The organism is Desulfuromonas carbonis (assembly GCF_054658035.1).
Genome location: NZ_BAAHXR010000003.1, coordinates 1,658,263 through 1,682,207 on the forward strand (window position 1 = coordinate 1,658,263; position 23,945 = coordinate 1,682,207).

Below are 23,945 nucleotides of genomic sequence, written 5' to 3' on the forward strand. Positions count from 1 at the left end.
CCATGATCAAGATCGCCCCTTCGATTCTCTCCGCCGATTTCGCCCGCCTCGGTGAGGAGGTGCGTGCCATCGCCAGCGCCGACTATGTCCATGTCGATGTCATGGATGGCCATTTCGTCCCCAACCTGACCATCGGCCCGCCGGTGGTGGCGGCGCTGCGCAAAGTCACCGACCTCCCCCTCGATATTCATCTGATGATCGAAAACCCGGATCGCTACATCGCCGACTTCGCCGCCGCCGGGGCCGACATCATCACTGTCCACCAGGAGGCCGCCGTCCACCTCCATCGCACGGTCCAGCTGATCAAGGGGCTCGGCAAAAAGGCCGGCGTGTCGATCAACCCGGCGACCCCGGTTGCGGCCCTGGAGGTGATCCTTGATGAAGTCGACCTGGTGCTGGTGATGAGCGTCAATCCCGGTTTCGGCGGGCAGAGCTTCATTCCCGCGGCGCTGACCAAGATCGATCAGCTGCGGCGCGAAATCGACCGTCGCGGATTGCGCGTTGAGCTGGAGGTCGATGGCGGCGTCAAGACCGACAATATCGGGCTGATCGCCCGGGCCGGGGCTGACGTCTTTGTTGCCGGCAGCGCGGTCTTCGGTAATGGTGACTACGCCGCGACCATCGCCGAGTTGCGGAGCGCGGCGGTTTCGGTCAAGGTCTGATGGCACGATTCAGGCGGATCAGCGATATCCTCGCCCGCCACCAGCCGCAGCAGATCCCCCTGGGGCGGCTGCGGCCGGCGGCGGTACTGTTGCCGGTCTACCGGCGCGGCGACGAGGAGACGATCCTCTTTACCCGGCGCACCGATCATCTGGAACATCACAGCGGGGAGATCTCCTTCCCCGGCGGCGCCCGGCATCCGGAAGACCCCGACCTGGCGGCAACGGCGCTGCGGGAGACGGAAGAGGAGATGGGAATTGCCCGCGCCGACGTCACCCTGCTGGGGCGGCTCGACGATTTCTACTCGATCCACGGCTACCACGTCGTCCCCTTCGTCGGTACCTTCTCCTGGCCCTATCCGTTCCGGGTCAACCGGGAGGAGATCGCCTCGGTGATCGAAATCCCGGTCGCCCGGCTGCGTGACCCTGCCATCTTTCACAGCGAGGACTGGCTGCACCAGGGGCGGCGCCACCCGGTCCATTTCTATCTCATCGACGGTCAGCAGATCTGGGGTCTGACCGCGGCGATCCTGAAACAGTATCTTGACCTTACCGTTTGAGAACCGGACCGCTCAAGTTGCAATGGAGCGGTTAGCGGCTAGACTGATCCTTGTTTTGCCCTTGCAGACAGGCTGCCGATGAGATCATCCCGCCCGGTTGGGCTCCTCACCAAGATCAACCTGATCATTGCCGGCATCCTGCTGGTCTTTTTTGCCCTGGCCACCTGGATCAACTACCGCCAGCAGCGGGCGGTGACGATCGCGGAGGCGGTGGAAAAGTCGCGGATCATCGCCTTCGAGGTGATTCGCGCCCGCGAGTACCTCTCGGCCGAGCTCACCGCAGGGAAGATTCAGCTTTCGCCCGAGCGCTACGGGCTGATACCGATCGTTGCCGCCAACCGGATCGGCCAGCTGGTGGCCAGGGATCTCGATTACCGCATTCACCAGGTTTCCGACCGCTACCGCAATCCGCAGAACGCCCCGGACGCATACGAAAGCCTGGCGCTGGAACGGTTCCGCAGCGCCCCGAATCTGCACGAGGAATACACGATAACCACCCTCGACGGCGAACCGGTGTTTCGCTACCTGCAGGCGTTCTCCGCCGAGGCCAGCTGTCTCGAATGCCACGGCCGGCCGGCGGACGCTCCCGACTTCATCAAGACCCTCTTTCCGCCCGCCAGCGACCGCGCCTACAACTACCAGGTCGGTGAGTTGATCGGGGCCGCCTCGATCACCATCCCCATGGACCGCTTAGAGCGCCAGGTGAGTGCCAACCTGCGTCGGGATCTCTTTTACAGCGGCGGCATCTTCCTGGCGCTGATCACCTGTCTCGGCCTCCTCACCCGGCAGGCGATTACCCGGCCCCTCGCCCAGCTCGGCGCCGCCATCGGCACCATCATCCGCACCGGCCGCTTCGAGGAGAAGATCTCCCGCCGCAGCCGGGATGAAATCGGGGTTTTGATCGATGGTTTCAACGACATGATCGATCATCTCGGCGAACGGACCCGGGAACTGGAAGAGTCGGAGCAGCGCTTCCGGGTGATGACCGATACTGCCCGCGATGCCATGGTCTCCTTCCTCGCCAACGGCCAGATCATCCTCTTCAACCGGGAAGCGGAACGGATTTTCGGCTACAGCAAACGCGAAATCCTCGGGGTCTCGATTGCCCGCCTGTTGCCGGACAATTGCCCGTCCTGGCCGGGGGGAGAGGTCGAAGAGTATCTGGCCGCCCACGCCGGGAACCTGCTCCGTGAAGTGCAGAGCATCTCCGGCCGGCGCCGGGATGGAACGCCCCTCACCCTGGAGCTCTCCCTTTCGGTGGCCGACTCCGACGGCCATCTCTTCTATACCGCGATCCTCCGCGCCCAGGACTGATTGCGCCGAGCGGGGGGTGGCAAGCGCCTTTATCTTTCCAGCCGGATATGGCATAAAGCGCTAGTGTTTCCGCCCTGCCCCGACTGGACCCGGCCATGACCCGAAAAAATCCCCTGCCGCTGCCAGCGCGCCTGGTCACCGAGATCGTCATTGGTGACGGCGCCATGGGCACCCTGCTTTACAGCCGCGGGGTGCCGCTGGAGACCAATTTCGAGCACCTCAACCTGGTGCGCCCGGAACTGGTACGCCAGGTCCATGAAGATTATTTCAGGGCCGGTGCCCGGCTGCTGGAGACCAACACCTTTGGCGCCAATGCCCTGCGCCTGGGATCGGTCGGGTTGGCGCACCGCACTGCCGATATCAATCTGGCCGGTGCCCGTCTGGCCCGCCAGGCCGCCGGCCGCGAGGGGCTGGTCGCCGGCGCCGTCGGACCGTTGATCCCTCCCCGCGGCGAGACCAGTGAACTGCCCCGTGAGCAGAAACGGGCGATTTTTCACCAGCAGATGGAAGCCCTCGCCGAAGGGGGCGTCGACCTCTTTCTCCTTGAGACCTTTGCCGGTCTCGACGATCTCGAACTGGCGCTGGCGGTAGCGGCGGCCCTCGGCCTGCCGGCGATCGCGCAGATGGCCTTTCTCGAAGGGGGACGTACCCGGGAAGGGGTGAGCGCCGAAGCGGCCGCTGCACGTTTGACCGCGGCCGGTGCCGCTGGTCTGGGTGCCAACTGCGGCTCCGGGCCCCGGGAACTGCACCAGGTGCTGCAGCGGCTGGCAGCGGTCTCGACCCTGCCGCTGACGGCTTTTGCCAATTCCGGTTTTCCCGAGTACCACGAGGGGCGTTACATCTACCTCGCCACCCCCGAGTATTTTGCTGCCGCCGGCCGTGACCTGGTGCTGGCCGGCGCCACCCTGGTCGGCGGCTGCTGCGGGACCACCCCGGAACATATTGCCGCCCTGGCCGCCAGCCTCGCGGGGATGCAGCCTGTGGTGCGGCCACGGCCGCTTGCACCCTTGCCGCGGCCGGCACCGCGACCGGTCGCCGCTGTTTCCGAAGGGCGCTGGCTGGAACGTCGCGCCGCCGGGGCGGTCGTCACCGTCGAACTCGACCCGCCGCGGGGTTTCGACTGCAGCAAGGTCCTCGCCGCTGCCCGGCAGCTGGCCGCGGCGGGGGTTGATGCCATCAACCTGGCGGAGAATCCCCTCGCCCGCATCCGCCTCGGCAACCTCGCCCTCGCCCGGGAGATCCAGGAGGCGACCGGGGTCGAGGTGATCGTGCATGTCACCGGCCGGGACCGCAACCTGATCGGACTCCACTCGGAGCTGATGGGGGCCCATCTGCTCGGCATTCGTTCGGTGCTGGCGGTAACCGGGGATCCGGTAGCGGTGGGGGGGGAGGCCGGGGCCACCAGCGTCTTCGACCTCAACTCGATCGGCCTGCTGGAACTCCTCGCGGCGCTCAACGCGGGACGCAACCTGCTCGGCAGCGAACTCGGCGGCCACAGTCAGTTTCTGCTCGGTGCGGCCTTCAATCCCAACCTGCCCAGCATCGAGGGGCAACTGCGCCGGCTCGAAAAGAAGCTGGCCGCCGGAGCTCGATTCGTCCAGACCCAGCCGGTCTATTCGCGGACCATTCTGGAGCGGCTGCTGGAACGGACGGCTGATTTCGGCGTACCGGTGCTGGTCGGCATCCTCCCCCTGGTCAGTGAGCGGAACGCCGAATTCCTGCACAACGAGGTGCCGGGGATTTCGCTGCCGGAGGAGGTGCGCAAGCGGATGCGCGGTTTGAGCGGTGCTGCCGGGGTTGCGGCGGGGATGGCAATCGCGGAAGAGCTGATCACCGCAGGGGAGGGGCGGGTGGCGGGCTGGTACCTGATGCCACCCTTCGGCAAGGTCGAACTCGCCCTGGGCTTGTTGCGCAGGATTCGCGCGGGGGGCTAGTTGAGATCAAGCAGGCGGTCGAGTTCGCCCCTTTCATCGAGGTCGAAGAGTTCGCTGCAACCGCCGATCAGGTTGTCGGCGATGAAAATTTCGGGAACGGTGGTCCTTCCTGACCGGGTCCGCATCTCCTGCTCTTTGGCGGGATCGCCGGTAACGTCATATTCGGCGAACTCGACCCCCTTGATGCGCAGCAGTTCCTTGGCGCGCTGGCAGTAGGGACAGTAGCTCTTGGTGTAGATTTCGACTTGATTCATGGTCGCTCTCCGGGGCCGAAATTGACAAGTACTACAGTTTAGCCGAGCCGAGCCGACATGCAAGGTGGCGTCGGCCAATGAGGAGAAGATTATGGCCAAAATATCGAGATACGGGCTGTTGCTGGTGCTGTTCGGGCTGTTCCTGGGGGGGTGCAGCTGGATGGCCGTGCCGCGTCCCGATGTTGCCGATGCCGAGCGGGATTTTTCGACCCGGCTGCGCTGGCTTGACTTTCCCGGCGCGGCCCGTCACCTGCGCCCCGAGTACCAGGAAGCTTTTCGCGAACAGTTTGCCGCCCTCGATGGTCTCCACATCACCGATACCCGCTTCGTCAGCCGGGACGAAACGGCCTCCGGACAGATTGACAGCCGGCTGGAAATCGATTATTACCGACTGCCATCGGTGACGGTCAGGACCTGGCAGTTCACCCTGGCCTGGGAGTATGTCGACCTGGGACGGTGGCAGTCGGGATACTGGCGGATTGCAACCCCCTTCCCGGATTTTCCGTGAGTCGCCGTGGCTTCGAACGGGGCCGGAAAGAGGGGGAGCAGGCAGGGGCGGCGGTGGTCCCGCTGCCAGCGGAAACATAAATTTTCCCTTGATTTGCACTTCCCCTTTATGGTATTTAGCTGCATACTGTATACAAAATAGATACGGGCAACTGCCAGAAAAGAGCGGGAAATAGTTTGGTTTCCGCGCCCTTTAAGGGAGTTCTCCGTGCCGTCTCCGGGGATGGCGCGCGAGTTGACAGGAGGTCGTTTTGGCTCAGGTCGTTTTTTCCAGTTGGGGACGCAAGATCGTCGATAACCGCCAGGGTGGCGAGGCGGATCTGGCGTCACTGAAACTCAAGCTCGCCGAGAACTATCTCAGTGAAGGCAAGATCGGCGCTTTCATGGGCTGGGACGGCATTGTGCTGATCGACCGCGCCACCGACGTGGTGGCCATGGCGGCCGAGTATATGAAACGGGTCCAGGAAAAGTACTGCTGTGCCAAGTGTACCCCGGGCAAGAAGGGGACGCGGGTGCTGCAGGACACCCTCGCGCGGATTGTCGCCGGTCACGGCGAAGAACAGGACCTGGAGATCATCGAAGACCTGGCGTCGTTGCTGGAAACCTGCAAATGCACCCTCTGCATGACTTCGGCGATTCCGGTCTTTGACGCGGTGAAACATTTCCGTCAGGATTTTCTCGATTATATCGGCGGCAAGCGCAAGCCGAGCCCGGCCAAGGCCTACCGGGAGAAGCTCACCGCCCCCTGCATGGACCGCTGCCCGGCCCATATCGATATCCCCGCCTATATCGAAGAGATCAAGGATTACCGCTTCGACGGGGCCCTCGATGTGATCCGCCGCAACATGCCGATCCCCGCCGTCTGCGGCCGGGTCTGCCCGCATCCCTGCGAGAAGGCCTGTCGCCGGGCCCTGGTCGACGATCCGATCAGCATCATGGTGCTCAAGCGCGTCCCCTCCGACCATGAATGGATGCATCACCGGCAGCCGCCGATACTTCCGAAACCGCGCAAGGACAAGAGGGTCTGCGTGGTCGGCGCCGGGCCGGCCGGCGTGACCTGCGCCTACTACCTGCTGCTCGAGGGCTACCAGGTGACGATCCTCGAGATGCTCAATGAGCCGGGCGGGACCGTGGCCGTCGGCATCCCCGACTACCGCATGCCGCGCCACCTGCTGCGACGCGACATCGAGATCATCACCAGTCTCGGCGGCGAAATCCGCTACAATACCAAACTCGGCCGCGATGTCTCCCTCAAGCAGCTCAAGGAAGAGTACGACGCGGTCTTCCTCGGCACCGGCGCCTTCAAGTCGAAACCGATGGGGGTCGAAGGCGAGGACGCCGGCTATGAAGGCTTCTCCCCCGGTGGCATCCATTACCTGCGGGCGGTGGCCCTCGGCCAGCCGATCGAGACGCCGAAACGGGTGATCGTCGTTGGCGGCGGCAACACCGCCATCGACTGTGTCCGGGTCGCCCTGCGCGAAGGGGCCGAGGAATCGATCCTGGTCTACCGCCGGACCCGCAAGGAGATGCCGGCCGAGTCCTATGAGGTCGACGACGCTGAAGAAGAGAACGTCAAATTCGAATTCCTGCGCAATCCGACCCGCCTGATCGCCGAGAACGGCAAGGTCGTCGGCGTCGAGGTGGTGGTGATGGAGCTCGGCGAACCGGACGAGTCGGGACGGCGCCGGCCGGCGCCCAAGCCGGGGAGCGAGTACATCATCCCCTGTGATCTGGTCATCCCCGCCATCGGGCAGGATCCTGACCTCTCCTACCTCGGGGAGGAGGATTTTGGCATCAAGCAGACCCGCTGGAACAGCATCGTCACCCATGGCGGGACGATGATGACCGATTGCGAAGGGGTCTTCGCCGGGGGCGACTGCGAGTATGGGGCGATGACCGTCGTGGTTGCGGTCGGCCATGGCCGGCGTGCCGCCCGGGTCATGGATCGCTGGCTGACCGAAGGGAAGGCCTATCTCGACCAGGAAGACGCCATGGAGGATTTGGTCAACCAGCTCGGCGTCTTTGACGAGAAGGAGAATGTCGGCATCCTCGGCGGTCTGCACCGGGAGCACCAGCCCAAGATTTCCGGCGCCGAGCGGGCCAAGAACTACGAGGAGATCGAACTGGCAATGCCAGAGAGCCAGGCGGTGCGCGAAGCCGAACGCTGCCTGCGCTGCTACCGGGTTGGAATGGTAGCCGTCAATTGACGCGTATTACTGCGAAGCGACCGATATGAATGCTGCGGCGGGATCTCAGGGTCCGGCCGCGCTCCATGCAAAGGTGATGAGTCCATGGTCAATCTGAAGATCGACGGCAAGGCGGTGCAGATCGAGAAGGGCGCGACGATTCTGGCCGCGGCCGAAAAGATCGGGGTCACCATCCCCACCCTCTGTTTCCTGAAGAAGGTCTCGCCTACCGGCGCCTGCCGCATCTGTGTCGTCGATATCGCCGGGGTCGATAAGCCGATGACCGCCTGCAACACGGTAGCGGTCGAAGGCATGGCGGTCACCACCCAGTCCGAGCGCCTGGCCAAGATCCGGCGCCAGGTCGTCGAACTCCTCCTGGTCAACCATCCCCTCGACTGCCCGGTCTGTGATGCCGGCGGGGAGTGTGATCTGCAGAATGTCTGTTACGCCCAGGATGTCACCCGCCAGCCCTTTGGGGCCGAGGATGTCAACCCCGGCGTCATCGATCGCTGGCCGCTCATCCAGCAGGTTCCCAACCGCTGTATCCTCTGCGAGAAGTGCGTCAAGGTCTGTCACGAGGTGGTCGGGTCGAGTGCGCTCTTCGTCAACGACAAGGGCGACCGCGCCTTTATCGACAAACATCTCGATCTCTGCGAATTCTGCGGCAATTGCGTACAGGTCTGCCCCACCGGTACCATGATCTCCAAGCCCTTCAAATTCCGGGCCCGTCCCTGGGAACTGCGCAAGGTTGCTTCGGTCTGTACCGCTTGCGGCAGCCATTGCCAGGTCGATCTCAACGTCAAGCAGGACGAGGTCTATCGGGTCACCTCCGAGGACGGAGTCACCCGCAATGACGGCAACCTCTGCATCGGTGGTTTCTTCGGCACCGACTATCTGCGTTCCCCGGCGCGCCTCACCTCCCCCCTGGTCAAGCAGGGGGAGAGCCAGCAGCCGGCGAGCTGGGATACGGCGCTTGCTCTCATCGTCGAACGGCTGCAGTCCCTGGGCGCCGCCAAGGGGGAGGCGGTGGCCGGCCTCGCTTCACCACGCCTGACCAACGAGGAGAATTACCTTTTCCAGAAACTCTTCCGGGTGCTGCTCGGCAGCAACAATATCGATTCCGAGGCCCGCTTCGGCGCCCTGCGCAGTAATGGCGTACTGCGCCAGGCCCTCGGCCTTTCCGGGGCGAGCAACCGGATCGATCGGATCGGCGCGGCGGAAGCGGTCCTGGTATTCGGCTGCGATGTGACCGCCGAGGCGCCGGCTATCGACTGGCAGATCGAACAAGCCTGCCGCAAGCGTGACGGCAAGCTGGTGCTGGCCGGACAACGGGGGGTCAAACTCGACCGCCATGCTCACACCGTATTGCGCTATCGGCCCGGCAGTGAAGCGGCCCTGGCTACGGCCCTGGCCCGCATGATCCTTGATGCCGGACTCGCCGACACGGCCTATCTGCGGCAGTATGTCGGCAACGGCGACGAGCTGCTGACCGGTCTGCAAGGGGTCGATCTGGCGGCGACGGTTGCCGCCACCGGCCTGGCGCCGGAGCTGATCGACGAGGCGGCCCGTTATCTCGGCGCGGCCAGGAGCGTCGCCCTCATCTTCGGTGCCGACATCAGCAAGGGGCCGGAAGCGGAAGCCGCCACGGCGGCCCTGGCCAACCTCGCCCTGGTCTGTGGCGCCCTGCACGGTGAGATCGGCGGTCTCTTCCCGGTCGACGAAAAAGGGAACATGCAGGGCCTGCTCGATATGGGCGTCTGCCCCGAAAACCTCCCCGGACAGCAGGCGTTTGCCACGTCCAAGGCGGCCTTCGAACAGGTCTGGGGGGCCACTCTGCCCACCGCGGGGAGGGATGCCCTGGCTATTCTCGAGGGGATCGAAAAAGGCGAAGTCCGCTTTCTCTACCTGGCGGCGACCAACCCCCTGGTCTCTTTTCCCGAGGCGGGGCGCTGGCGCAAGGCCCTGGCAAAGGTCGAGTTCCTCGTGGTGCAGGATATCCTCGCCTCCGAGCTGACCGCCCTCGCCGATGTCGTCCTCCCGGCAGCTGGTTTCGCGGAAAAGAATGGCACCGTCACGTCTCTCGACCAGCGCATCAACCGCCTGGTCCGGGCGACCGGAGCGCCTGGCGCGGCGCGGGAGGATTTTGCCATCCTCGCGGAGCTCTACCAGCGCCTGGCCGGCACCAGCCAGATCCCCCAGCTCGACCAGGTCGCCAGCGAGATCACGGCCCTGGTCCCCTCTTACGCCGACACCTGCTTCCCCACCAAGGATGCCCGTTCCGGGCTCAAGGCGCCCTTTGCTCCGGCTCCCGGCAGCCTTCGTTTCACCCCGGTGGTCCTGACTGCGCCCAACGCCACCGGGCCGCAACTGGTAACCGGGAAGGTCCTCTTCCATTTCGGAACCACCACCACCTTCGCCAACGGCTGCCTGGCCGTGGCACCCTCCGGCTACGTCGCCATGAGCCCCCGTGATGCCGAGGCCCTGGGGGTCAAAGATGGTGGACGGGTCAAACTTACCTCGGGTTCCGGGTCGCTGCTGGCACCGGTCAAGCTCAGTGCCCAGTTGCCCGACGGTCTGCTGTTCGCGCCCTGTCACTTTGCCGATACCCCGGTGCAGCAACTGCTGACCGCGGCCGGCAACCGGGTCTCCGTCCAGGTGGCCAAAGCTTGACCTTGCCACTTTTTCTGCCGTACTATCAGGGCGCCGCCGGGATTCTCCCGGCGGCGCCCCTTTCACTTGGCCGGGAGTCAGCCATGGAAACCACCTTCTGGGATTATCAGGACCAGGTCGCGTATCACAAGGAAAAGGCCAACAAGGTGCAATTGGCGGAAACCCCGCACTCGCGCACCACGCTCTGGTGCCTTCTGCCGGGGCAGCATATCCACCCGCATGAACATGCCGGAGATCATATCTGGATCGTGCTCGAGGGGGAAGGGACCTTCCTCGGCGCTGGCGGGCCGCGTCCGGTTGGTCCGGGAACCCTGCTGGTCGCGCCCCAGGGGCGCCCCCATGGGGTTGAAAACAAGTCGCAAGAAGGGTTGGTCTTTGTCAGTATCTCGGCAGGCTGACCCCTCTCCGCCCGCGGTGGCTGGACGAAAACCCTTGGCTTCAGGGCGTGGCCCTGGCCATAAAATCGGACGCTACAGCAGCGGCCGCCCGGGAAAGGGCGGCCGCTGCCGTCAGGACTGGGGGCAGGTTGTGGTCAGTGCTCGCGGTAACCCAGAACGACCAGCAGGCAGCTGCCATCGGCAATGAGGTTGACCCCTTCTGCTTCGCAGGTGGCGATGGCGGCGGCACTCTCGGCGCCAGGTTGCATCCAGATATTGCGGATTCCGTGGGCGATCGCCACTTTCACCACTTGCTCCGTAACGGAAGGTGGCGTGATGATCGAGATACTGGTTGCTTCGGGTGGCAGGTCGCTGACCCGTGCAACGCAGGGAATCCCTTCGATCACCTCTTCCCGGGGGTTGACCGGTATGACCGTTCGGTTGCGCTGCTGGTAGCAGCGAACCACCTTGTTACCATATTTGTCCCGGTTGGACGAAGCGCCGACCACGCCAAAGGCGGAAGCGGCAAGAAAGGTCGCAATGCGTTGGTCCATGGAAATCTCCTCCCCGGTGGCTGGTGTGGTTTTCTTATCGCAAGTATACCATTGGCTCTTTTCACCGCTGGCGGGAAAACGGCTGGCCGCGGTTAACCCCTGCAGGATGGTTGCGGCGTAGTTGACGGGAAGGGAGAAGTGGCCTTCTCCGGGGTATAGGGTGGTTCTGCACGACCTCAGGCGCCCGGCCAGTAACTCCCCGAAGGCTGCTGGGACGAGAAGGTCGGCGGACCCATGCCAGAGCAGCGTCGACGCGTCGATCCCGGCAAGGGGAAATCCCCAGGGTCGGGCAAAACTGGCGATGTCGTCACGCAGGCCGGCATACCCTTTTTGCAGAGCGTCCCTCCAGGAAGTCAGCAGCAACTGGCGAACGCGAGGCGCGGCAAGAACCTCCTGGTCCCGGGCCGAAAGCCGGCGGGCCTGGGCGCGCAGGAAAGTTTCCGGGAAGGCGCGGATCAGCAGGCGCAGCGGCGCCATCAGCAGGCCGAGAGGAAGCAGCTGGCGGCGACTCCAGGCCTGTAGCCCCCGCCAGATCGGGGGGAGGGGAGTGGCGGCGGGAAATTCGTCCAGCGGGCCGACAGGTGAGACGAGTCCGAGCGCAGCGACCCGGGTTCCAAGGCGGCAGGCGGTGGCACAGGCAAAGGGAGCGCCCCCGGATACCCCGAGCAAAAAGAGCCGCTGCAGGTTGAGGTGGCAGCAGAGTTCCACCAGGTCGCTGGCGACGTCGGCAAGGTGGCGCCCCGATGCGGGAGTCGAGAGGCCATACCCGGGCCGGTCGGCCGCGATCAGTCGGAACCCGGCTCGGGCGGCAGCCTCTGCCGCCAGGCCGGCCTCCAGCCGGCAGCCGGGGGTGCCGTGGCAGTAGAGGAGGGGGAGACCGCTGCTGGCGCCGAATTCAGCCCAGCCGAGTTGGCGGCCGTCGCTGAGCCGCAGGGTCCCGGTGCAGAGCGCTGCCGGAAAGCTGGGGTCGGGGCTTGTTGCAGGAAGAGCGATTTCCATTATTATTCTCTTCGGCTAAGCTGGTTGGCAACGGCAACGGGTTTTCCGGAATCTTGGCACTCTGATGGAGGAGCGTATCGTCATGGCTTATGACCATTCCCGGGGGCTGCTGGAACGGGCGGTCGCCGCCGCCGAGGAGGGGAATACGATGCTGGCGCTGATGCACCTGGAACATCTCCCCGAAGATTGCCGGCCGCCCCTGGCCTGGTCCTATCTCGGCTACTGCATTGCCCGGGAGCGCCGGCAGTATCGTCGGGGGGTCAATTTCTGCCAGCAGGCGCTGCAGCAGGATGCCGCCAACCAGATCCATTATCTCAACCTCGGCCGTATCTACCTCCTCGCCGGGCAAAAGGGCCGGGCCATCACCACCCTTCGACGCGGGCTCAAGTTTGGTCGTGACCCGCGACTGGTTGCCGAGTTGAAACTGCTCGGGGTGCGACGGCCCCCTTTCTTTCCGACGCTGGAGCGCGCCCATCCCCTCAACCGCCTGGCGGGGAAATTGCGCCACCGCTTCAACCGGGGCTGAGGCCGGCCCCAGCCTGCCGCGGACCCGGGATGGGAGCGCCATTGCAAAGGAACGGCCGGGAATAAAACCCGGCCGTCTTTTTGCTGGTGCGCCAGGCATGGCGCGTAGCGCCTTGACTGGCGCTGTCTGATTCACTGTGGTGGTGAATCAGTGACTTGGGGGTGAAAGTCCCCTGCGGACCCTGATGGCGGGAACCGCTAGCCGGACGGCAAGGGTGTCCATCGCGAGGTGGAATCTGAAGGAAGCCGCAGGCAAAATCCCGGTCCGACGAACAGAAACCGCATGAGGCAGTCTCATCCGGGCGAGAAGGCCAATATCTTCAAAGCCCGATAGCCATCCGGGAGGGTGGGGCTGTAGATGCGGCGGGTAGATGGGAGGAAGGTCACGCGCATTACCCTGGGAGATCTGTCGGTCTGCCTCGTGCTACCGTCACCGTAAGGTGTCGGGACGGGCCGGCAGAAGTCAGCAGAGGCCGTAGTAGCCGGAGTAACCACCCGGCAAAGGGCCGAACACGAGGCGTCGTTTCAGGAGACTCGCGTTTCGATGACGACAAGAGCAGCAGAAGTCCCGGTCGAGATACCGGGAGCCGTCCCGGAGGGCAGCGGCCGGAAGCCGCCAGAGCATGGGAGCGGTGCGTCAAACGTCACGGCAACGAGAGACCCTTCCTGGACGAAAGCGGAAAGGGGGCTGATGGAAGACGTCGTCAGCCGCCCGAACATGATGGCGGCCTTAGAGCGGGTGGAAGCCAACAAGGGCGCCCCCGGCATCGACGAGATGACGACGGGCGAGCTTCGCGGTTTTCTCAAGGAGAAGTGGCCGACCATCAGGGAAGAGTTGCTGAATGGGACGTATCGCCCCCAGCCGGTGCGGAAGGTGGAAATCGAGAAGCCCGACGGGGGAGTGCGCACCCTGGGAATCCCCACGGTGTGCGATCGGCTCATTCAGCAGGCGCTGCATCAGGTGCTGACGCCGCTATTCGATCCGGACTTCTCCGAGAGCTCCTACGGGTATCGTCCCGGACGGAGTGCCTGGCAGGCGGTTAGAGCCGCCCGTCGGCATGTGGCCGACGGCAAGCGCTGGGTGGTCGATATCGACCTGGAGAAGTTCTTCGACCGGGTGAACCACGACATCCTCATGTCGCGGGTCGCCCGTAAGGTCGAAGACAAGCGGGTATTGCTGCTCATCCGGCGGTACCTGCAAGCCGGAGTGCTCGAAGGCGGGCTTGTGTCGCAGAGGGTGGAAGGGACGCCGCAGGGTGGTCCCCTCTCACCTCTTCTGTCGAACATCCTGCTCGACGCGTTCGACAAGGAACTGGAGAGGCGCGGTCACGCCTTCTGCCGCTACGCCGACGACTGCAACATTTACGTGCAGACCAGGCGCAGCGGCCAAAGGGTCATGGCCAGTCTCACCCGGTTCCTGGAGGAGCGGCTGGCACTCAAGGTCAACGTCGCCAAAAGCGCCGTCGACCGTCCTTGGAAAAGGGTCTTTCTGGGTTACAGCATGACCTTTCACAAGAAACCCCGCCTCAAAGTGGCGGAGTCGAGAGTGAAGCGGTTCAAGGCCGGACTCAGGAAGGTCTGCCGACGGGGCAGGGGACGCAGTCTCGCTCAGGTCATCAAAGAAATCACCCCGAAGCTACGGGGGTGGGCCTCTTACTTCCGCCTGGCGGAGGTCAAAGGCATCTTCGAAGAACTGGACAAATGGCTGCGGCGGAAGCTGCGCTGCATTCTATGGCGACAGTGGAAGCGCCCCTATACCCGGGCCAAGAGGTTGATGCAGCGGGGATTGCCGGAAGCCCGGGCGTGGAAATCGGCCACGAACGGGCGAGGCCCCTGGTGGAACTCAGGGGCCTCGCACATGAATGAAGCGTATCCGACATCCTTCTTTCGCTACTTGGGGCTGATCCGCTTGACCGATCAGCACCGCCGCTTTCAGAGCGCCTTGTGAACCGCCGTGTACGGAACCGTACGCACGGTGGTGTGGGAGGACGGCGGGGGCGACCCCGCCTCCTACCCGATCTGCCCTGTCGCAATGGCTTAGAAAGGGCGGCGACTCTTGCCCGGCTCGTAGGTCCCGGTAAAGGGGGTCAGGACAATGCGGATACCATCGACAAAGGTATCGTCGGCGACGGTCACCGGGGTTGGGGGCTCGCCACCGAACTTGCCATATGGCTCGCCCGGACGGGGCATATCCCAGACATGGATGCGGCCGCCCAGGTAGTAGGTACCCCCCTTGGGGAGGTAGATGGTGAATTCCCCTCGTTCGTTGCTGAGGGTGGAAGGGAAATCGGGCAGGCGCTGCAGGTTATCGTCGAGATAGGCCATGGCAAAGCCACCGGAAACCGGGTTCCCCTCGCCATCGACGAGGACGCCGTGGATACCGGTGCGGGTCTCCTGGTCCATGCTCCCCTTCTTGAAGAACATCGGCGCCCGCATCGTCACCACGCTCAGGTCAACCAGCGCCACCCGGCCGGCAGTGACCGTGGTGATGACGCGGTGATGTTCCGAAGAATAGTAGTCACCGGGCGAAAGAGGGCCAGTCGGTTCGCCGGTCATCCGCTTGCGGGCGACGACGTAGTAGGTGCCGGGGGGGAGATCGATCTGGTAGCGGCCGTTGGCGTCCGTCGGCCGCGACATGAACTGGGATGGGCCGAGCAGGTTGGTGAAGGCATCGGGGTAGATGTTGATGTAGGCGCCGGCGAGGGGCTCCCCGGTCTCCTTGACAAGGACCTGCCCATCGATGCCGGTCCGCCCCTGGCCGTCGACACTTTTGGTGACCCGGGTCAGGTCGGTGCGGGTTGCCGATGGCAGCTCCCGGGCGGGTGTGCAGGCGCCGAGGAGCAGCAGGCTCAGCGGGAGCAGGATACGTAGGGGGGAGAATCGCTTCATGGAAGCCTCCTTGACAACGGAATGGCCGAACGGGCGGCAGGGCAGGGAATGGAACCAAGTTTAGCGGCCGGGCGGAAAATGTCAAAAGGCCGATTGCCAGCGCGGTTGCTGGCCGTTAGACTTGCCAACCATGGACTCCTTGTCGCCCCAGCGTGAGCTCGCCCCCCTCTCTTCCCGTCGTCATGACGTCCTGATTATCGGCGGTGGTATCAATGGCGCCGGCCTCGCCCGCGATCTCGCCTTGCGCGGCATCGGTGTGCTGCTGGTCGAGCAGGGCGATTTCGGCAGCGGAACCTCCAGCGCTTCCACCAAGCTCATCCACGGCGGCCTGCGCTACCTGGAACGTTTCGATCTGCGGCTCGTCTTCGAGTCCTGCCGCGAGCGACGGGTATTGCAGCGGATTGCCCCCCACCTGGTGCGGCCGCTGCCGTTCTTCATCCCGGTCTATGCCGGCGATTCCCGGCCGTTGTGGATGGTTCGAGCCGGTCTCACCCTCTACGACCTGCTCGCCCTGTTTCGCAATACCCACGCCCACCGAATGCTGAAACCGGCCGCCGGCCTGGCCGCGGAGCCGGCGCTGCGCGCGGAGGGGTTGCGCGGCGTCGCCCACTACTGGGACTGCAGCATGGACGATGCCCGGCTCTGCCTGGAAAACGTCCTTGCCGCCCGGGCGGCCGGAGCGGTGGTGCACAACTACCTGCAGGTGACCGGGCTGCTGCGTCGCCAGGGGAAAATCTGCGGGGCACACCTGGTCGATAGCGAGAGCGGCCAGGAACTGGAGGTGGCGGCCCGCCTGGTGGTCAATGCCAGCGGCCCCTGGCTCGACCAGGTCTGCGCCCTGGAGGAGGCAGCGCCGGCGCGGCTGCGGCCGACCCGGGGGACGCACATCCTGGTGCCACGCCTCAATCACGGCAATGAGGCACTCTACCTCACCGCCGGCCAGGATCAGCGGCTCTTCTTTGCCATTCCCTGGGGGAGGGGCCTGTCGCTGGTCGGAACCACCGATATCGACTTTTCGGGCGATCCCGATACGGTGGCGCCGACCGAGGAGGAGATCGATTACCTGCTGGCGGAGGTCGGGCGTCACCTGCGTGGCCGGGCGCCGCTGCGCTCCGAGGTGGTCGCCGCCTTTGCCGGCCTGCGCCCGCTGGTGGCGGAGGAAGCGACGCGCTGGGCCTCGCGGGTTTCCCGGGAACATCGGATCTTCACCTCCTCTGGCGGGATGCTTTCCATCGGTGGCGGCAAGTACACCACCTACCGGGCGGTGGCGGCGGAGGTCGCCGACCGGGTCAGCGCTCTTCTCGGTGGCGGCTATGGGCGCTGCCTGACCGCCAAGGTCCCCCTCCCCGGCGGTGCCACCGGGGATTTCGGCGCCTACCTGCGCCGGTCCCTGCCGGACCTGGTGGGGCGGTCGGGCCTTTCCGCAGCTGTCATCACCCGCCTGCTCAATCGTTATGGTTCGCGGGCCGGGCGCCTGATCGAACTGCTCGGCAGGGAGCCGCAACTGGCTGCGCCGGTGGCGCCGGGGTCGCCCCTGCTGGCCCTGGAGGTGGCTTTTGCCTGTGATGAAGAGCTGGCGCGAACGCCGGACGACGTTCTGCGCCGCCGGACGCCGCTGGCGCTGGAGAAAGGGCGCGGGCTGGCCGAAGTGGAGGGGGTTGCCATCCTGCTCGCCGAGCGTCGCGGCCGACCGGAAAGCCGGCAGGGGTGGATTGAAGCTTATCGGCGTAAATACGCCCGTTACTGAAAGGAAACGTGATGGAGATCCTCGTCAAGCATGGCGACAGCCTGAAACAGAAAACTCCCTGTCTGGTGATGGGGGTGTGGGAGGGACGCTTGCGCACCCCGCCCTTGCGGGAACTCGATACCCGTCTCGACGGCGCTCTGAGCCGGGCGTTCCGGGACGGCGAATTCAGCGGCCGCCAGAGGGAGACCCTCCTCCTCTATCCGGGGGCGGCCCTGCCTGCCGAACGGCTGCTCCTGGTCGGCCTCGGCAAGGACGGGCGCCGGGCCGACCGGGAAGGCCTGCGCCAGGCCCTTGGAGCGGCGACCGGCCTCCTCCTCGGGCGTCGGATCAGCCGTTTCAGCATCGATGCGGCCTCCTTTTCGGTGCGCCGCCTGGAGGGTGCTCTGCTCGGACAGACCCTGGCTGAGGGGGTGGAACTTGGGGCCTATCGTTTCGACCACTTCCGCACCGAGAAGAGTGCCGAACTGCCGCCCCCCCTCGACGAGGTGCGGTTTGTGGCCACTACTCCGGCGGCCGGCCGTGAACTGAGCGCCGGGATGACAGTCGGCCGGGCGATCTGCCGGGGAGTCTGTCTTGCCCGCGATCTCGTCAACCAGCCGGGAAATATCAAGTCCCCCGACTACCTCGCCCGCCGTGCCCGGGAAATTGCCGAGGAGGTGGGCCTGCACTGCGAAATCCTGGAACGACCCGAGCTTGAAGCGTTGGGAATGGGGGCGCTGCTCGGCGTGGCCCAGGGGAGTATTCGCGAGGCGCGGCTGATCGTCCTGCAGTATCGCGGCGGGCTGGACGAGGCCCGGCCGGTGGCGCTGGTCGGCAAGGGGGTGGTTTTCGATGCCGGGGGCATTTCCCTCAAGCCGGCGGAAAAGATGGATGAGATGAAGATGGACATGGCCGGCGGCGCGGCGGTCCTCGGGACCCTGCTGGCCGCCGCCCTGCTCAAGCTGCCGGTCAACCTGGTCGGGGTGATTCCGGCGGTCGAAAACCTCCCCTCCGGCAGCGCCATCCGTCCCGGCGATATCCTCACCTCCCTTTCCGGCCGGACCATCGAGATCATGAATACCGATGCCGAAGGGCGGCTGATCCTCGCCGACGCCCTGACCTATGTCCGGCGCTTCGAACCGCGGGTCGTTATCGACCTGGCGACCCTGACCGGTGCCTGCATTATTGCTCTCGGCCACCATGCGAGCGCCGTTCTCGGCAATCACGACGGCCTGGTCCGGCAGTTGCTCAAGGCGGGCGAAACGAGTGGCGAGCGGCTCTGGCAGCTGCCGTTGTGGAGCGATTATGGCGCCCAGATCAAGAGCGAAGTGGCCGATGTTAAAAATACCGGGGGTCGACCGGCCGGCACCATCACGGCCGCCGCCTTCCTGGAGAAGTTTGCCGAGGGCCTGACCTGGGCCCACCTCGATATCGCGGGAACGGCCTGGGAGGAGAAGGGGCGGCCTGGTACGCCGAAGGGGGGGACCGGGGTCGGGGTGCGCCTGCTGATCGAATACTTACGCTAACTTCCCAAAAAACAGGGTTTTTTCTTCCCCGCGATTGACAGCTTATGGGCGACTGCTAGATTTGATCCTGTGCAGCGGGAGGGGCAGGAAGGAGACGGCGTGCTCAGGTACTGTGCCTGGTGTGGAACTTATCAGGGAGCAACCAGCGGAACCGGTCACCAGATCCGCAAGAACATTTGCGAGATCGATACCACCACCATCTGTCCCGCCTGCCTGGAGCGGGTCAAAAAGGAAATCCCGACGCGGGAAAAGAGCTGGACCTGACCGGGCCGGTTGGAGACGGTGCATGCAAAAAAGGGAAGCGGTGACTCCCCCGGGGGTCCGCTTCCCTTTTTTCCGGCTCGGGGGATGGAGAACCGCGCACTTATCCAGGCAAAAATTTCTGTCCCATCCATACCTCCTGCTCCCGGTGATGGTCTCCGGGAAGGGGAGATTTTCCCCAGGCAGGAACAGGGGGCTGAATCCCCCCGGCGAAGCCGCAGACCGGGCTTTGGCCTTGACATCCCTTTGGGGGATTGCTAACGTACCACGTTGGCGCGCAACCCCGGTGGCCCGGTAAATCAGGGCCTTTCCGAGTTTTACAGGGGCCCGATGAAGGTACTTGTTTCCGACAGATTCTCCCCCGAAGGGCTCGCGGTCTTTGAACAGGCCGCCGGCATTGAACTCGCCTATCATCCTGGAATCTCCGCTGCCGAACTCCTCGCCGAGGTCGCCGACGCCGATGCCCTGGTCGTCCGGGGTGGCACCCACGTGACGGCCGAGGTCTTTGAAGCCGCCGCCCGGCTGAAGGTCGTTGGCCGGGCTGGGATCGGCATCGAAAATATGGATCTTGCCGCCGCCAACCGCAAGGGGGTGGTGGTGATGAACACGCCCTTCGGCAGTACCACCACCACCGCCGAGCATACCATCGCCATGCTCATGTCGCTGGCGCGACAAATTCCCGAGGCGAGCCGTTCGACCAAGTCCGGTCGCTGGGAAAAAGACCGTTTCCTGGGGGTTGAAATCTGTGGCAAAACCCTCGGCGTGCTTGGCGCCGGCAAGATCGGCCGCCTGGTGGTGGAGCGGGCGCTCGGCCTGAAGATGCGGGTCATCGTTCACGATCCCTATCTGGCCGAGGAGATGATTCGCCAGACCGGCGGTGAGCCGGTCGGCTTCAACGAATTGCTGGAACGCTCCGATTTCATCACCCTCCATATCCCCCTCAACTCCGAGACCGAAGGCCTGCTCGGCGAGGAGGCGCTGGCCCGGGTCAAACCCGAATGCCGGATCATCAATTGCGCCATGGGCGGCCTTGTTGATGAGGGCGCCCTCTACCGCGCTCTGGTGTCGGGCCGGATCGCCGGCGCCGCCCTCGATGTCTTTGCCAAGGAGCCGCCGGAACAGGACAACCCCTTGTGGACCCTGGATCAGGTGATCTGCACCCCGCATCTGCGTGCCGCAACCGTCGATGCGCAGGTCAATGTTACGGTCCAGGTGGCCCGCCAGATCGTCGATTTTCTCCAGCATGGGGAGATCGTCAATGCGCTCAATGTTCCCTCGGTCAGCAGTGAGCTGCTGGCGCAGATTCGCCCCTGGGTCGACCTCGCCGAGCGGCTTGGCACCTTTCTGGCCCAACTCTGCGGGCGCGGTCTGCAGACCGTGTCGATCGAGTATGCCGGCTCCGTCACCGACCATCCGACCGGGCCCTTGACCATGGCCCTGCTCAAGGGGCTGTTGACCCCGGGCAGCGGCGCCATGGTCAACTACATCAACGCGCCGCATATCGCCCAGGAGCGGGGCATCCGGGTCGTCGAGGCGCGCAGCAATGCCACCGAGGGGTTTTCCAATATTATCCGGGTCGCCGTTTCCGGGTTGGACGGCGAACATTCCGTCTGTGGGGCCGTCTTCGGCGAGAACGACTTTCGAATCGTCCGGGTCGACGACTACCATGTCGAAGCGGTTCCGGAAGGATACATCCTGGTCCTGCACAATGACGATCGCCCCGGGGTCATCGGTTTCATTGGCCAGGTCCTGGCCGGCGCCAATGTCAACATTGCGATGATGAATCTCTCCCGGCGCAAGATCAAGGGGCGGGCGATTTCCCTGATCAATATCGACAGCCCGATCCCCGATGCGGTGCTGAAGGAACTGCAGGGAAACCAGCACATCCTCTCCGCGGTCCAGGTCGAAATCTGAGCGAGGAGCCGGGTTTCCTCCCGGCCTGTCGCCTGTAACCGGATATTTTCATGACTGTTACCGATAAGCCTCCCGAGGTGATGCTCCCCAAGGGGGTCAAAGATTTTCTGCCGGTCAAGGCGGCCAGGATTGCCTACCTGCGGCAGACCCTGTCCGACCTTTTCAAGCGCTGGGGCTTCCGGCCGATCATCCCGGCCTCCCTGGAGTTTCTCCATGTCCTGGAGCGGGGTCTCGGCGCCGGCCTGCGCGAGAAGGCCTTTCGCTTTGACGATCGCCAAGGGGGGCGGCTGGTCGCCTTTTCCCCCGACATCACCCCGCAGATTGCCCGCATTGTCGCCACCCGCATGCACGAGATGCCGCTGCCGTTGCGCCTCTGCTACAGCGGGCAGGTGCTGCGTCATACCGAGCAGCAGGCCGGCAAGGATCGCGAGATTTTCCAGGCCGGGGTCGAACTGATCGGGCTGGCCAGTCCCGAGGCCGATGCCGAAATGATCGCCATGGCCGTTGAATCGCTGCAGGCCTTGGGCGCCAGCGAGTTCACCATCGATGTCGGCCAGGTCGAGTTCTTCCGCGGGGTCATGGCCGATTTGACGCTCGCCCCCGAGCTGGTCCGGGAGGTGCAGAGCGCCATTGCTCGCAAGGACAGCTCGACCCTGCAGCAGTTGCTGCACGATGCCCCGCTCTCCGACCGTGCCCGCGAGGAAGTGCTCGTCCTGCCGCGCCTTTTCGGTGGCCGCGATGTCCTCGACCGTGCCGCCGCGGTCGTCAGCAACGACCGCTCCCGGCGGGCTCTCGACAACCTGGCGCGCATCCTGGAGATCCTTGCCGTCTATGGCGTCGAAGAGCATGTCACCCTCGATCTCGGCGAGCTGCGCGGGCTCGACTACCATACCGGTGTGACCTTCCAGGGCTACCTCACCGGATTCGGGCGCGCGGTCTGCAGCGGCGGCCGCTACGACAATCTGACCGCCCGCTACGGCTACCCGGCGCCGGCCACCGGATTCACCTTCAACCTGCTCAACCTCCTCTTCGCCCTCGACCGCGAGCTCGACGCTGTCGCCCGCCAGGCCACCGACGTGCTGATTTTCCAGTCCGGGGTCGACAAGGAGCAGGCGCAGCGCATCGCCAAAACCCTGCGGGGTCGAGGGCTGTCCGTAGCCCGCGACATCATCCCGCGCGCCCTCGAGGCGACCCTCGACTACGCGCTGCTGATGAACTATCGTTATGTCCTGGTCCTCGGCCCGCCCGACGCGGACCTGGAACTCATCCGGCTCGCCGACAACCATCGGCAACGCCTGACCGCGGCCCAGGTGCTGGCCGCGGACTTTTCGCTGTAACTGCTCAGGAGACGAAACCCACCATGGCCACTGTAGTAATCGTAGGCGCCCAATGGGGCGATGAAGGCAAAGGCAAGGTTGTCGATATCTACACCGAGTACGCCCAGGATGTGGCGCGCTACCAGGGCGGCAACAATGCCGGCCACACCCTGGTGGTCGGGAACGAGAAGACCGTTCTCCACCTGATCCCTTCCGGGATTCTCCACGAGGGGAAGCGTTGCATCATCGGCAACGGCGTCGTACTCGACCCCAAGGTTTTCCTGCAGGAGATCGACAACCTCAAGGCCAAGGGGTACCTCAAGGACGACAGCCAGCTGGTGGTGGACGGCAACGTCCATATCATCATGCCCTGGCACAAGGCGATCGATATCGCCCGCGAGAAGGCGGCGACCGGCGCCCGCAAGATCGGCACCACCGGGCGCGGCATCGGTCCGACCTACGAGGACAAGATCGGCCGCCGCGGCATCCGCCTCAGTGACCTGGTGCGGCCGGAGATCTTTGCCCGCAAGGTGGAGGAATTCCTGCCGGAAAAGAACTTCTTCCTCGAAAAGTTCCTCGGCGAAGCGCCCCTCGACGCCCGGGAGATCGTTGCCGAGTACGCTGCCTACGCGCAGCGCCTCGTCCGCTATCTCGGCTGCGCCTCGACCCTGCTCAACGAGAATATCGCCGCCGGCCATAACATCCTCTTCGAAGGGGCCCAGGGGAGCCTGCTCGATGTCGACCACGGCACCTACCCCTATGTCACCTCCTCTTCGACCCTGGCCGGCGGCGCCTGCACCGGCACCGGTGTCGGCCCCCGCTTCATCGATGCCGTGATCGGTATCTCCAAGGCCTACGTCACCCGGGTCGGCGAGGGGCCTTTCCCGACCGAACTCAACGACGCCATGGGGGAGCAGCTGCGCCGTACCGGCCAGGAGTTCGGCGCCACCACCGGCCGTCCCCGCCGTACCGGCTGGTTCGATGCGGTGGCGCTGCGCGAGGCGGTCCGCACCAACGGCATGACCGGCCTGGCGATCACCAAGATGGACGTCCTTAACGAACTGGAGACAATCCGTATCTGCATCGCCTACGACTGTGACGGCAAGCGCCTCGAAACTTTCCCGCGCGATGCCGAAGTCCTCAGCCGCTGTACCCCCATTTACGAAGACGTCCCCGGCTGGCAGAGCGACCTCTCCGGGGCGAAGAGCTTTGCCGACCTGCCGGAGAAGGCCAGGGCCTATCTGCGCAAGCTGGAAGCAGTCACCGGCTGCCCGGTGGTGCTGGTTTCCATCGGCCCGCGCCGTGACGAAACCATCCAGCTGCTGAACCCTTTCGGCTGATCCGTAGCACGAAAAAAAGTAAAAAAGGGTTGACGCAGTAAACGGATTTCTGTATAAAGTCATCTCTTGTGAGCCGGTAGCTCAGTTGGTAGAGCATCTGACTTTTAATCAGATGGTCGTGGGTTCGATCCCCCCCCGGCTCACCATTTTACAAAAGCGTCCTAGCAGGATCATCTCCTGCTGGGGACTTGAGATATCAGGTCCCTATCGTCTAGCCTGGCCCAGGACACCGGCCTTTCACGCCGGCGACGGGGGTTCGAATCCCCCTGGGGACGCCAAAAGTTGATCACAGAAGCCCTACCGTAAACCACGGCGGGGCTTCTGTGTTTTTGGGATCGAGGTTGGCTTTAGGTTGGTTCGGGAGACCCTCCAAGGCACGCTCTTATGCTCAAAGTCGGTGCCTCTTCCTGGTCGACAACGTTCCGTATCTGAGT

19 protein-coding genes, 2 tRNA genes and 1 pseudogene are annotated in these 23,945 nt (G+C 64.6%); 18 read left to right on the forward strand and 4 right to left on the reverse strand.

Going from position 1 to position 23,945, the window contains the following annotated elements; all coding sequences use genetic code 11:
• The first annotated feature begins 2 nt into the window (after window positions 1–2).
• From rpe to ACYQ8E_RS14560, 4 genes are all read left to right on the forward strand, one after another.
• Window positions 3–662 (forward strand): ribulose-phosphate 3-epimerase, encoded by a 660-nt coding sequence (rpe, locus tag ACYQ8E_RS14545; protein ID WP_066724164.1) that lies wholly within the window; start codon window positions 3–5, stop codon window positions 660–662.
• Entirely contained in the window at window positions 662–1,219 is a 558-nt protein-coding gene (locus tag ACYQ8E_RS14550) for a CoA pyrophosphatase (RefSeq protein ID WP_066724165.1), read from the forward strand. Before rpe ends, ACYQ8E_RS14550 begins: the two co-directional genes overlap by 1 nt.
• A 78-nt stretch (window positions 1,220–1,297) precedes the next feature.
• Window positions 1,298–2,533 carry a c-type heme family protein gene (locus ACYQ8E_RS14555; RefSeq protein WP_066724167.1) on the forward strand — a complete coding sequence of 412 codons (1,236 nt, stop codon included), beginning with the start codon at window positions 1,298–1,300 and terminating at the stop codon, window positions 2,531–2,533.
• Between the two features lie 95 nt (window positions 2,534–2,628).
• Complete coding sequence (locus ACYQ8E_RS14560) at window positions 2,629–4,467, forward strand: bifunctional homocysteine S-methyltransferase/methylenetetrahydrofolate reductase (protein ID WP_066724169.1); 1,839 nt, start codon at window positions 2,629–2,631, stop codon at window positions 4,465–4,467.
• Here ACYQ8E_RS14560 and grxC read toward each other — a convergent pair.
• Window positions 4,464–4,721 (reverse strand): glutaredoxin 3, encoded by a 258-nt coding sequence (gene grxC, locus ACYQ8E_RS14565; RefSeq protein ID WP_066724171.1) that lies wholly within the window; start codon window positions 4,719–4,721, stop codon window positions 4,464–4,466. The two genes, ACYQ8E_RS14560 and grxC, sit on opposite strands and share 4 nt — an antisense overlap.
• A gap of 91 nt (window positions 4,722–4,812) precedes the next feature.
• Between grxC and ACYQ8E_RS14570 the strand changes: the two genes are divergently transcribed.
• From ACYQ8E_RS14570 to ACYQ8E_RS14585, 4 genes are all read left to right on the forward strand, one after another.
• Window positions 4,813–5,229 carry a hypothetical protein gene (locus ACYQ8E_RS14570; RefSeq protein ID WP_066724173.1) on the forward strand — a complete coding sequence of 139 codons (417 nt, stop codon included), beginning with the start codon at window positions 4,813–4,815 and terminating at the stop codon, window positions 5,227–5,229.
• Between the two features lie 250 nt (window positions 5,230–5,479).
• On the forward strand, window positions 5,480–7,435 hold the full coding sequence (locus ACYQ8E_RS14575) for an FAD-dependent oxidoreductase (protein WP_459861210.1): 1,956 nt from the start codon (window positions 5,480–5,482) through the stop codon (window positions 7,433–7,435).
• Window positions 7,436–7,519: 84 nt separating this feature from the next.
• Entirely contained in the window at window positions 7,520–10,084 is a 2,565-nt protein-coding gene (locus tag ACYQ8E_RS14580) for a molybdopterin-dependent oxidoreductase (protein WP_459861212.1), read from the forward strand.
• Window positions 10,081–10,482, forward strand: a complete 402-nt coding sequence (locus ACYQ8E_RS14585) for a cupin domain-containing protein (protein WP_459861215.1) — start codon at window positions 10,081–10,083, stop codon at window positions 10,480–10,482. The genes ACYQ8E_RS14580 and ACYQ8E_RS14585 overlap by 4 nt, the downstream gene beginning before the upstream one ends.
• A gap of 134 nt (window positions 10,483–10,616) precedes the next feature.
• Here ACYQ8E_RS14585 and ACYQ8E_RS14590 read toward each other — a convergent pair whose 3' ends face one another.
• Entirely contained in the window at window positions 10,617–11,015 is a 399-nt protein-coding gene (locus tag ACYQ8E_RS14590) for a CoA-binding protein (RefSeq protein ID WP_231875411.1), read from the reverse strand.
• Between the two features lie 135 nt (window positions 11,016–11,150).
• Window positions 11,151–12,014: pseudogene (locus ACYQ8E_RS14595) on the reverse strand (alpha/beta fold hydrolase); the annotation flags it as partial.
• 82 nt (window positions 12,015–12,096) lie between these two features.
• Here ACYQ8E_RS14595 and ACYQ8E_RS14600 point away from each other — a divergent pair.
• Together ACYQ8E_RS14600 and ltrA are read left to right on the forward strand one after the other, a co-directional pair.
• Window positions 12,097–12,540, forward strand: coding sequence for a tetratricopeptide repeat protein (locus ACYQ8E_RS14600; protein WP_066724181.1), 444 nt, complete (start codon window positions 12,097–12,099; stop codon window positions 12,538–12,540).
• Window positions 12,541–13,083: 543 nt separating this feature from the next.
• Window positions 13,084–14,487 (forward strand): group II intron reverse transcriptase/maturase, encoded by a 1,404-nt coding sequence (gene ltrA, locus ACYQ8E_RS14605; protein ID WP_066724184.1) that lies wholly within the window; start codon window positions 13,084–13,086, stop codon window positions 14,485–14,487.
• A gap of 89 nt (window positions 14,488–14,576) precedes the next feature.
• On the opposite strand, the gene ACYQ8E_RS14610 is transcribed toward ltrA, so the two are convergent.
• Window positions 14,577–15,428, reverse strand: coding sequence for a collagen binding domain-containing protein (locus ACYQ8E_RS14610; protein WP_066724185.1), 852 nt, complete (start codon window positions 15,426–15,428; stop codon window positions 14,577–14,579).
• A 130-nt stretch (window positions 15,429–15,558) separates the two neighbouring features.
• Between ACYQ8E_RS14610 and glpD the strand changes: the two genes are divergently transcribed.
• The 8 genes from glpD (at window position 15,559) to ACYQ8E_RS14650 (ending at window position 23,789) form a co-directional block, all read left to right on the forward strand.
• On the forward strand, window positions 15,559–17,175 hold the full coding sequence (gene glpD, locus ACYQ8E_RS14615; RefSeq protein WP_459861218.1) for a glycerol-3-phosphate dehydrogenase: 1,617 nt from the start codon (window positions 15,559–15,561) through the stop codon (window positions 17,173–17,175).
• Window positions 17,176–17,186: 11 nt separating this feature from the next.
• Window positions 17,187–18,680 carry a leucyl aminopeptidase gene (locus ACYQ8E_RS14620; RefSeq protein ID WP_066724191.1) on the forward strand — a complete coding sequence of 498 codons (1,494 nt, stop codon included), beginning with the start codon at window positions 17,187–17,189 and terminating at the stop codon, window positions 18,678–18,680.
• A 99-nt stretch (window positions 18,681–18,779) separates the two neighbouring features.
• On the forward strand, window positions 18,780–18,944 hold the full coding sequence (locus ACYQ8E_RS14625) for a hypothetical protein (protein WP_157471735.1): 165 nt from the start codon (window positions 18,780–18,782) through the stop codon (window positions 18,942–18,944).
• 327 nt (window positions 18,945–19,271) lie between these two features.
• Window positions 19,272–20,855, forward strand: a complete 1,584-nt coding sequence (gene serA / locus ACYQ8E_RS14630) for a phosphoglycerate dehydrogenase (RefSeq protein ID WP_066724195.1) — start codon at window positions 19,272–19,274, stop codon at window positions 20,853–20,855.
• A 50-nt stretch (window positions 20,856–20,905) separates the two neighbouring features.
• On the forward strand, window positions 20,906–22,192 hold the full coding sequence (locus ACYQ8E_RS14635) for an ATP phosphoribosyltransferase regulatory subunit (RefSeq protein WP_459861222.1): 1,287 nt from the start codon (window positions 20,906–20,908) through the stop codon (window positions 22,190–22,192).
• A 23-nt stretch (window positions 22,193–22,215) separates the two neighbouring features.
• The gene (locus ACYQ8E_RS14640; RefSeq protein WP_459861226.1) at window positions 22,216–23,511 is read left to right on the forward strand and encodes an adenylosuccinate synthase; all 1,296 of its coding nucleotides are present in this window, start codon (window positions 22,216–22,218) and stop codon (window positions 23,509–23,511) included.
• A 70-nt stretch (window positions 23,512–23,581) separates the two neighbouring features.
• A tRNA-Lys gene (locus ACYQ8E_RS14645) sits at window positions 23,582–23,657 on the forward strand.
• Window positions 23,658–23,711: 54 nt separating this feature from the next.
• Window positions 23,712–23,789 (forward strand) — tRNA-Glu (locus tag ACYQ8E_RS14650).
• Window positions 23,790–23,945 lie beyond the last annotated feature (156 nt).

Coding starts and splice junctions, on each gene's coding strand:
- rpe (WP_066724164.1), top strand. CDS start 3: ATGATCAAGATCGCCCCTTCGATTCTCTCCGCCGATTTCGCCCGCCTC.
- ltrA (WP_066724184.1), top strand. CDS start 13,084: ATGACGACAAGAGCAGCAGAAGTCCCGGTCGAGATACCGGGAGCCGTC.
- ACYQ8E_RS14600 (WP_066724181.1), top strand. CDS start 12,097: ATGGCTTATGACCATTCCCGGGGGCTGCTGGAACGGGCGGTCGCCGCC.
- glpD (WP_459861218.1), top strand. CDS start 15,559: ATGGACTCCTTGTCGCCCCAGCGTGAGCTCGCCCCCCTCTCTTCCCGT.
- ACYQ8E_RS14580 (WP_459861212.1), top strand. CDS start 7,520: ATGGTCAATCTGAAGATCGACGGCAAGGCGGTGCAGATCGAGAAGGGC.
- ACYQ8E_RS14555 (WP_066724167.1), top strand. CDS start 1,298: ATGAGATCATCCCGCCCGGTTGGGCTCCTCACCAAGATCAACCTGATC.
- ACYQ8E_RS14570 (WP_066724173.1), top strand. CDS start 4,813: ATGGCCAAAATATCGAGATACGGGCTGTTGCTGGTGCTGTTCGGGCTG.
- serA (WP_066724195.1), top strand. CDS start 19,272: ATGAAGGTACTTGTTTCCGACAGATTCTCCCCCGAAGGGCTCGCGGTC.
- ACYQ8E_RS14550 (WP_066724165.1), top strand. CDS start 662: ATGGCACGATTCAGGCGGATCAGCGATATCCTCGCCCGCCACCAGCCG.
- ACYQ8E_RS14635 (WP_459861222.1), top strand. CDS start 20,906: ATGACTGTTACCGATAAGCCTCCCGAGGTGATGCTCCCCAAGGGGGTC.
- ACYQ8E_RS14590 (WP_231875411.1), bottom strand. CDS start 11,015: ATGGACCAACGCATTGCGACCTTTCTTGCCGCTTCCGCCTTTGGCGTG.
- ACYQ8E_RS14560 (WP_066724169.1), top strand. CDS start 2,629: ATGACCCGAAAAAATCCCCTGCCGCTGCCAGCGCGCCTGGTCACCGAG.
- ACYQ8E_RS14640 (WP_459861226.1), top strand. CDS start 22,216: ATGGCCACTGTAGTAATCGTAGGCGCCCAATGGGGCGATGAAGGCAAA.
- ACYQ8E_RS14610 (WP_066724185.1), bottom strand. CDS start 15,428: ATGAAGCGATTCTCCCCCCTACGTATCCTGCTCCCGCTGAGCCTGCTG.
- ACYQ8E_RS14620 (WP_066724191.1), top strand. CDS start 17,187: ATGGAGATCCTCGTCAAGCATGGCGACAGCCTGAAACAGAAAACTCCC.
- grxC (WP_066724171.1), bottom strand. CDS start 4,721: ATGAATCAAGTCGAAATCTACACCAAGAGCTACTGTCCCTACTGCCAG.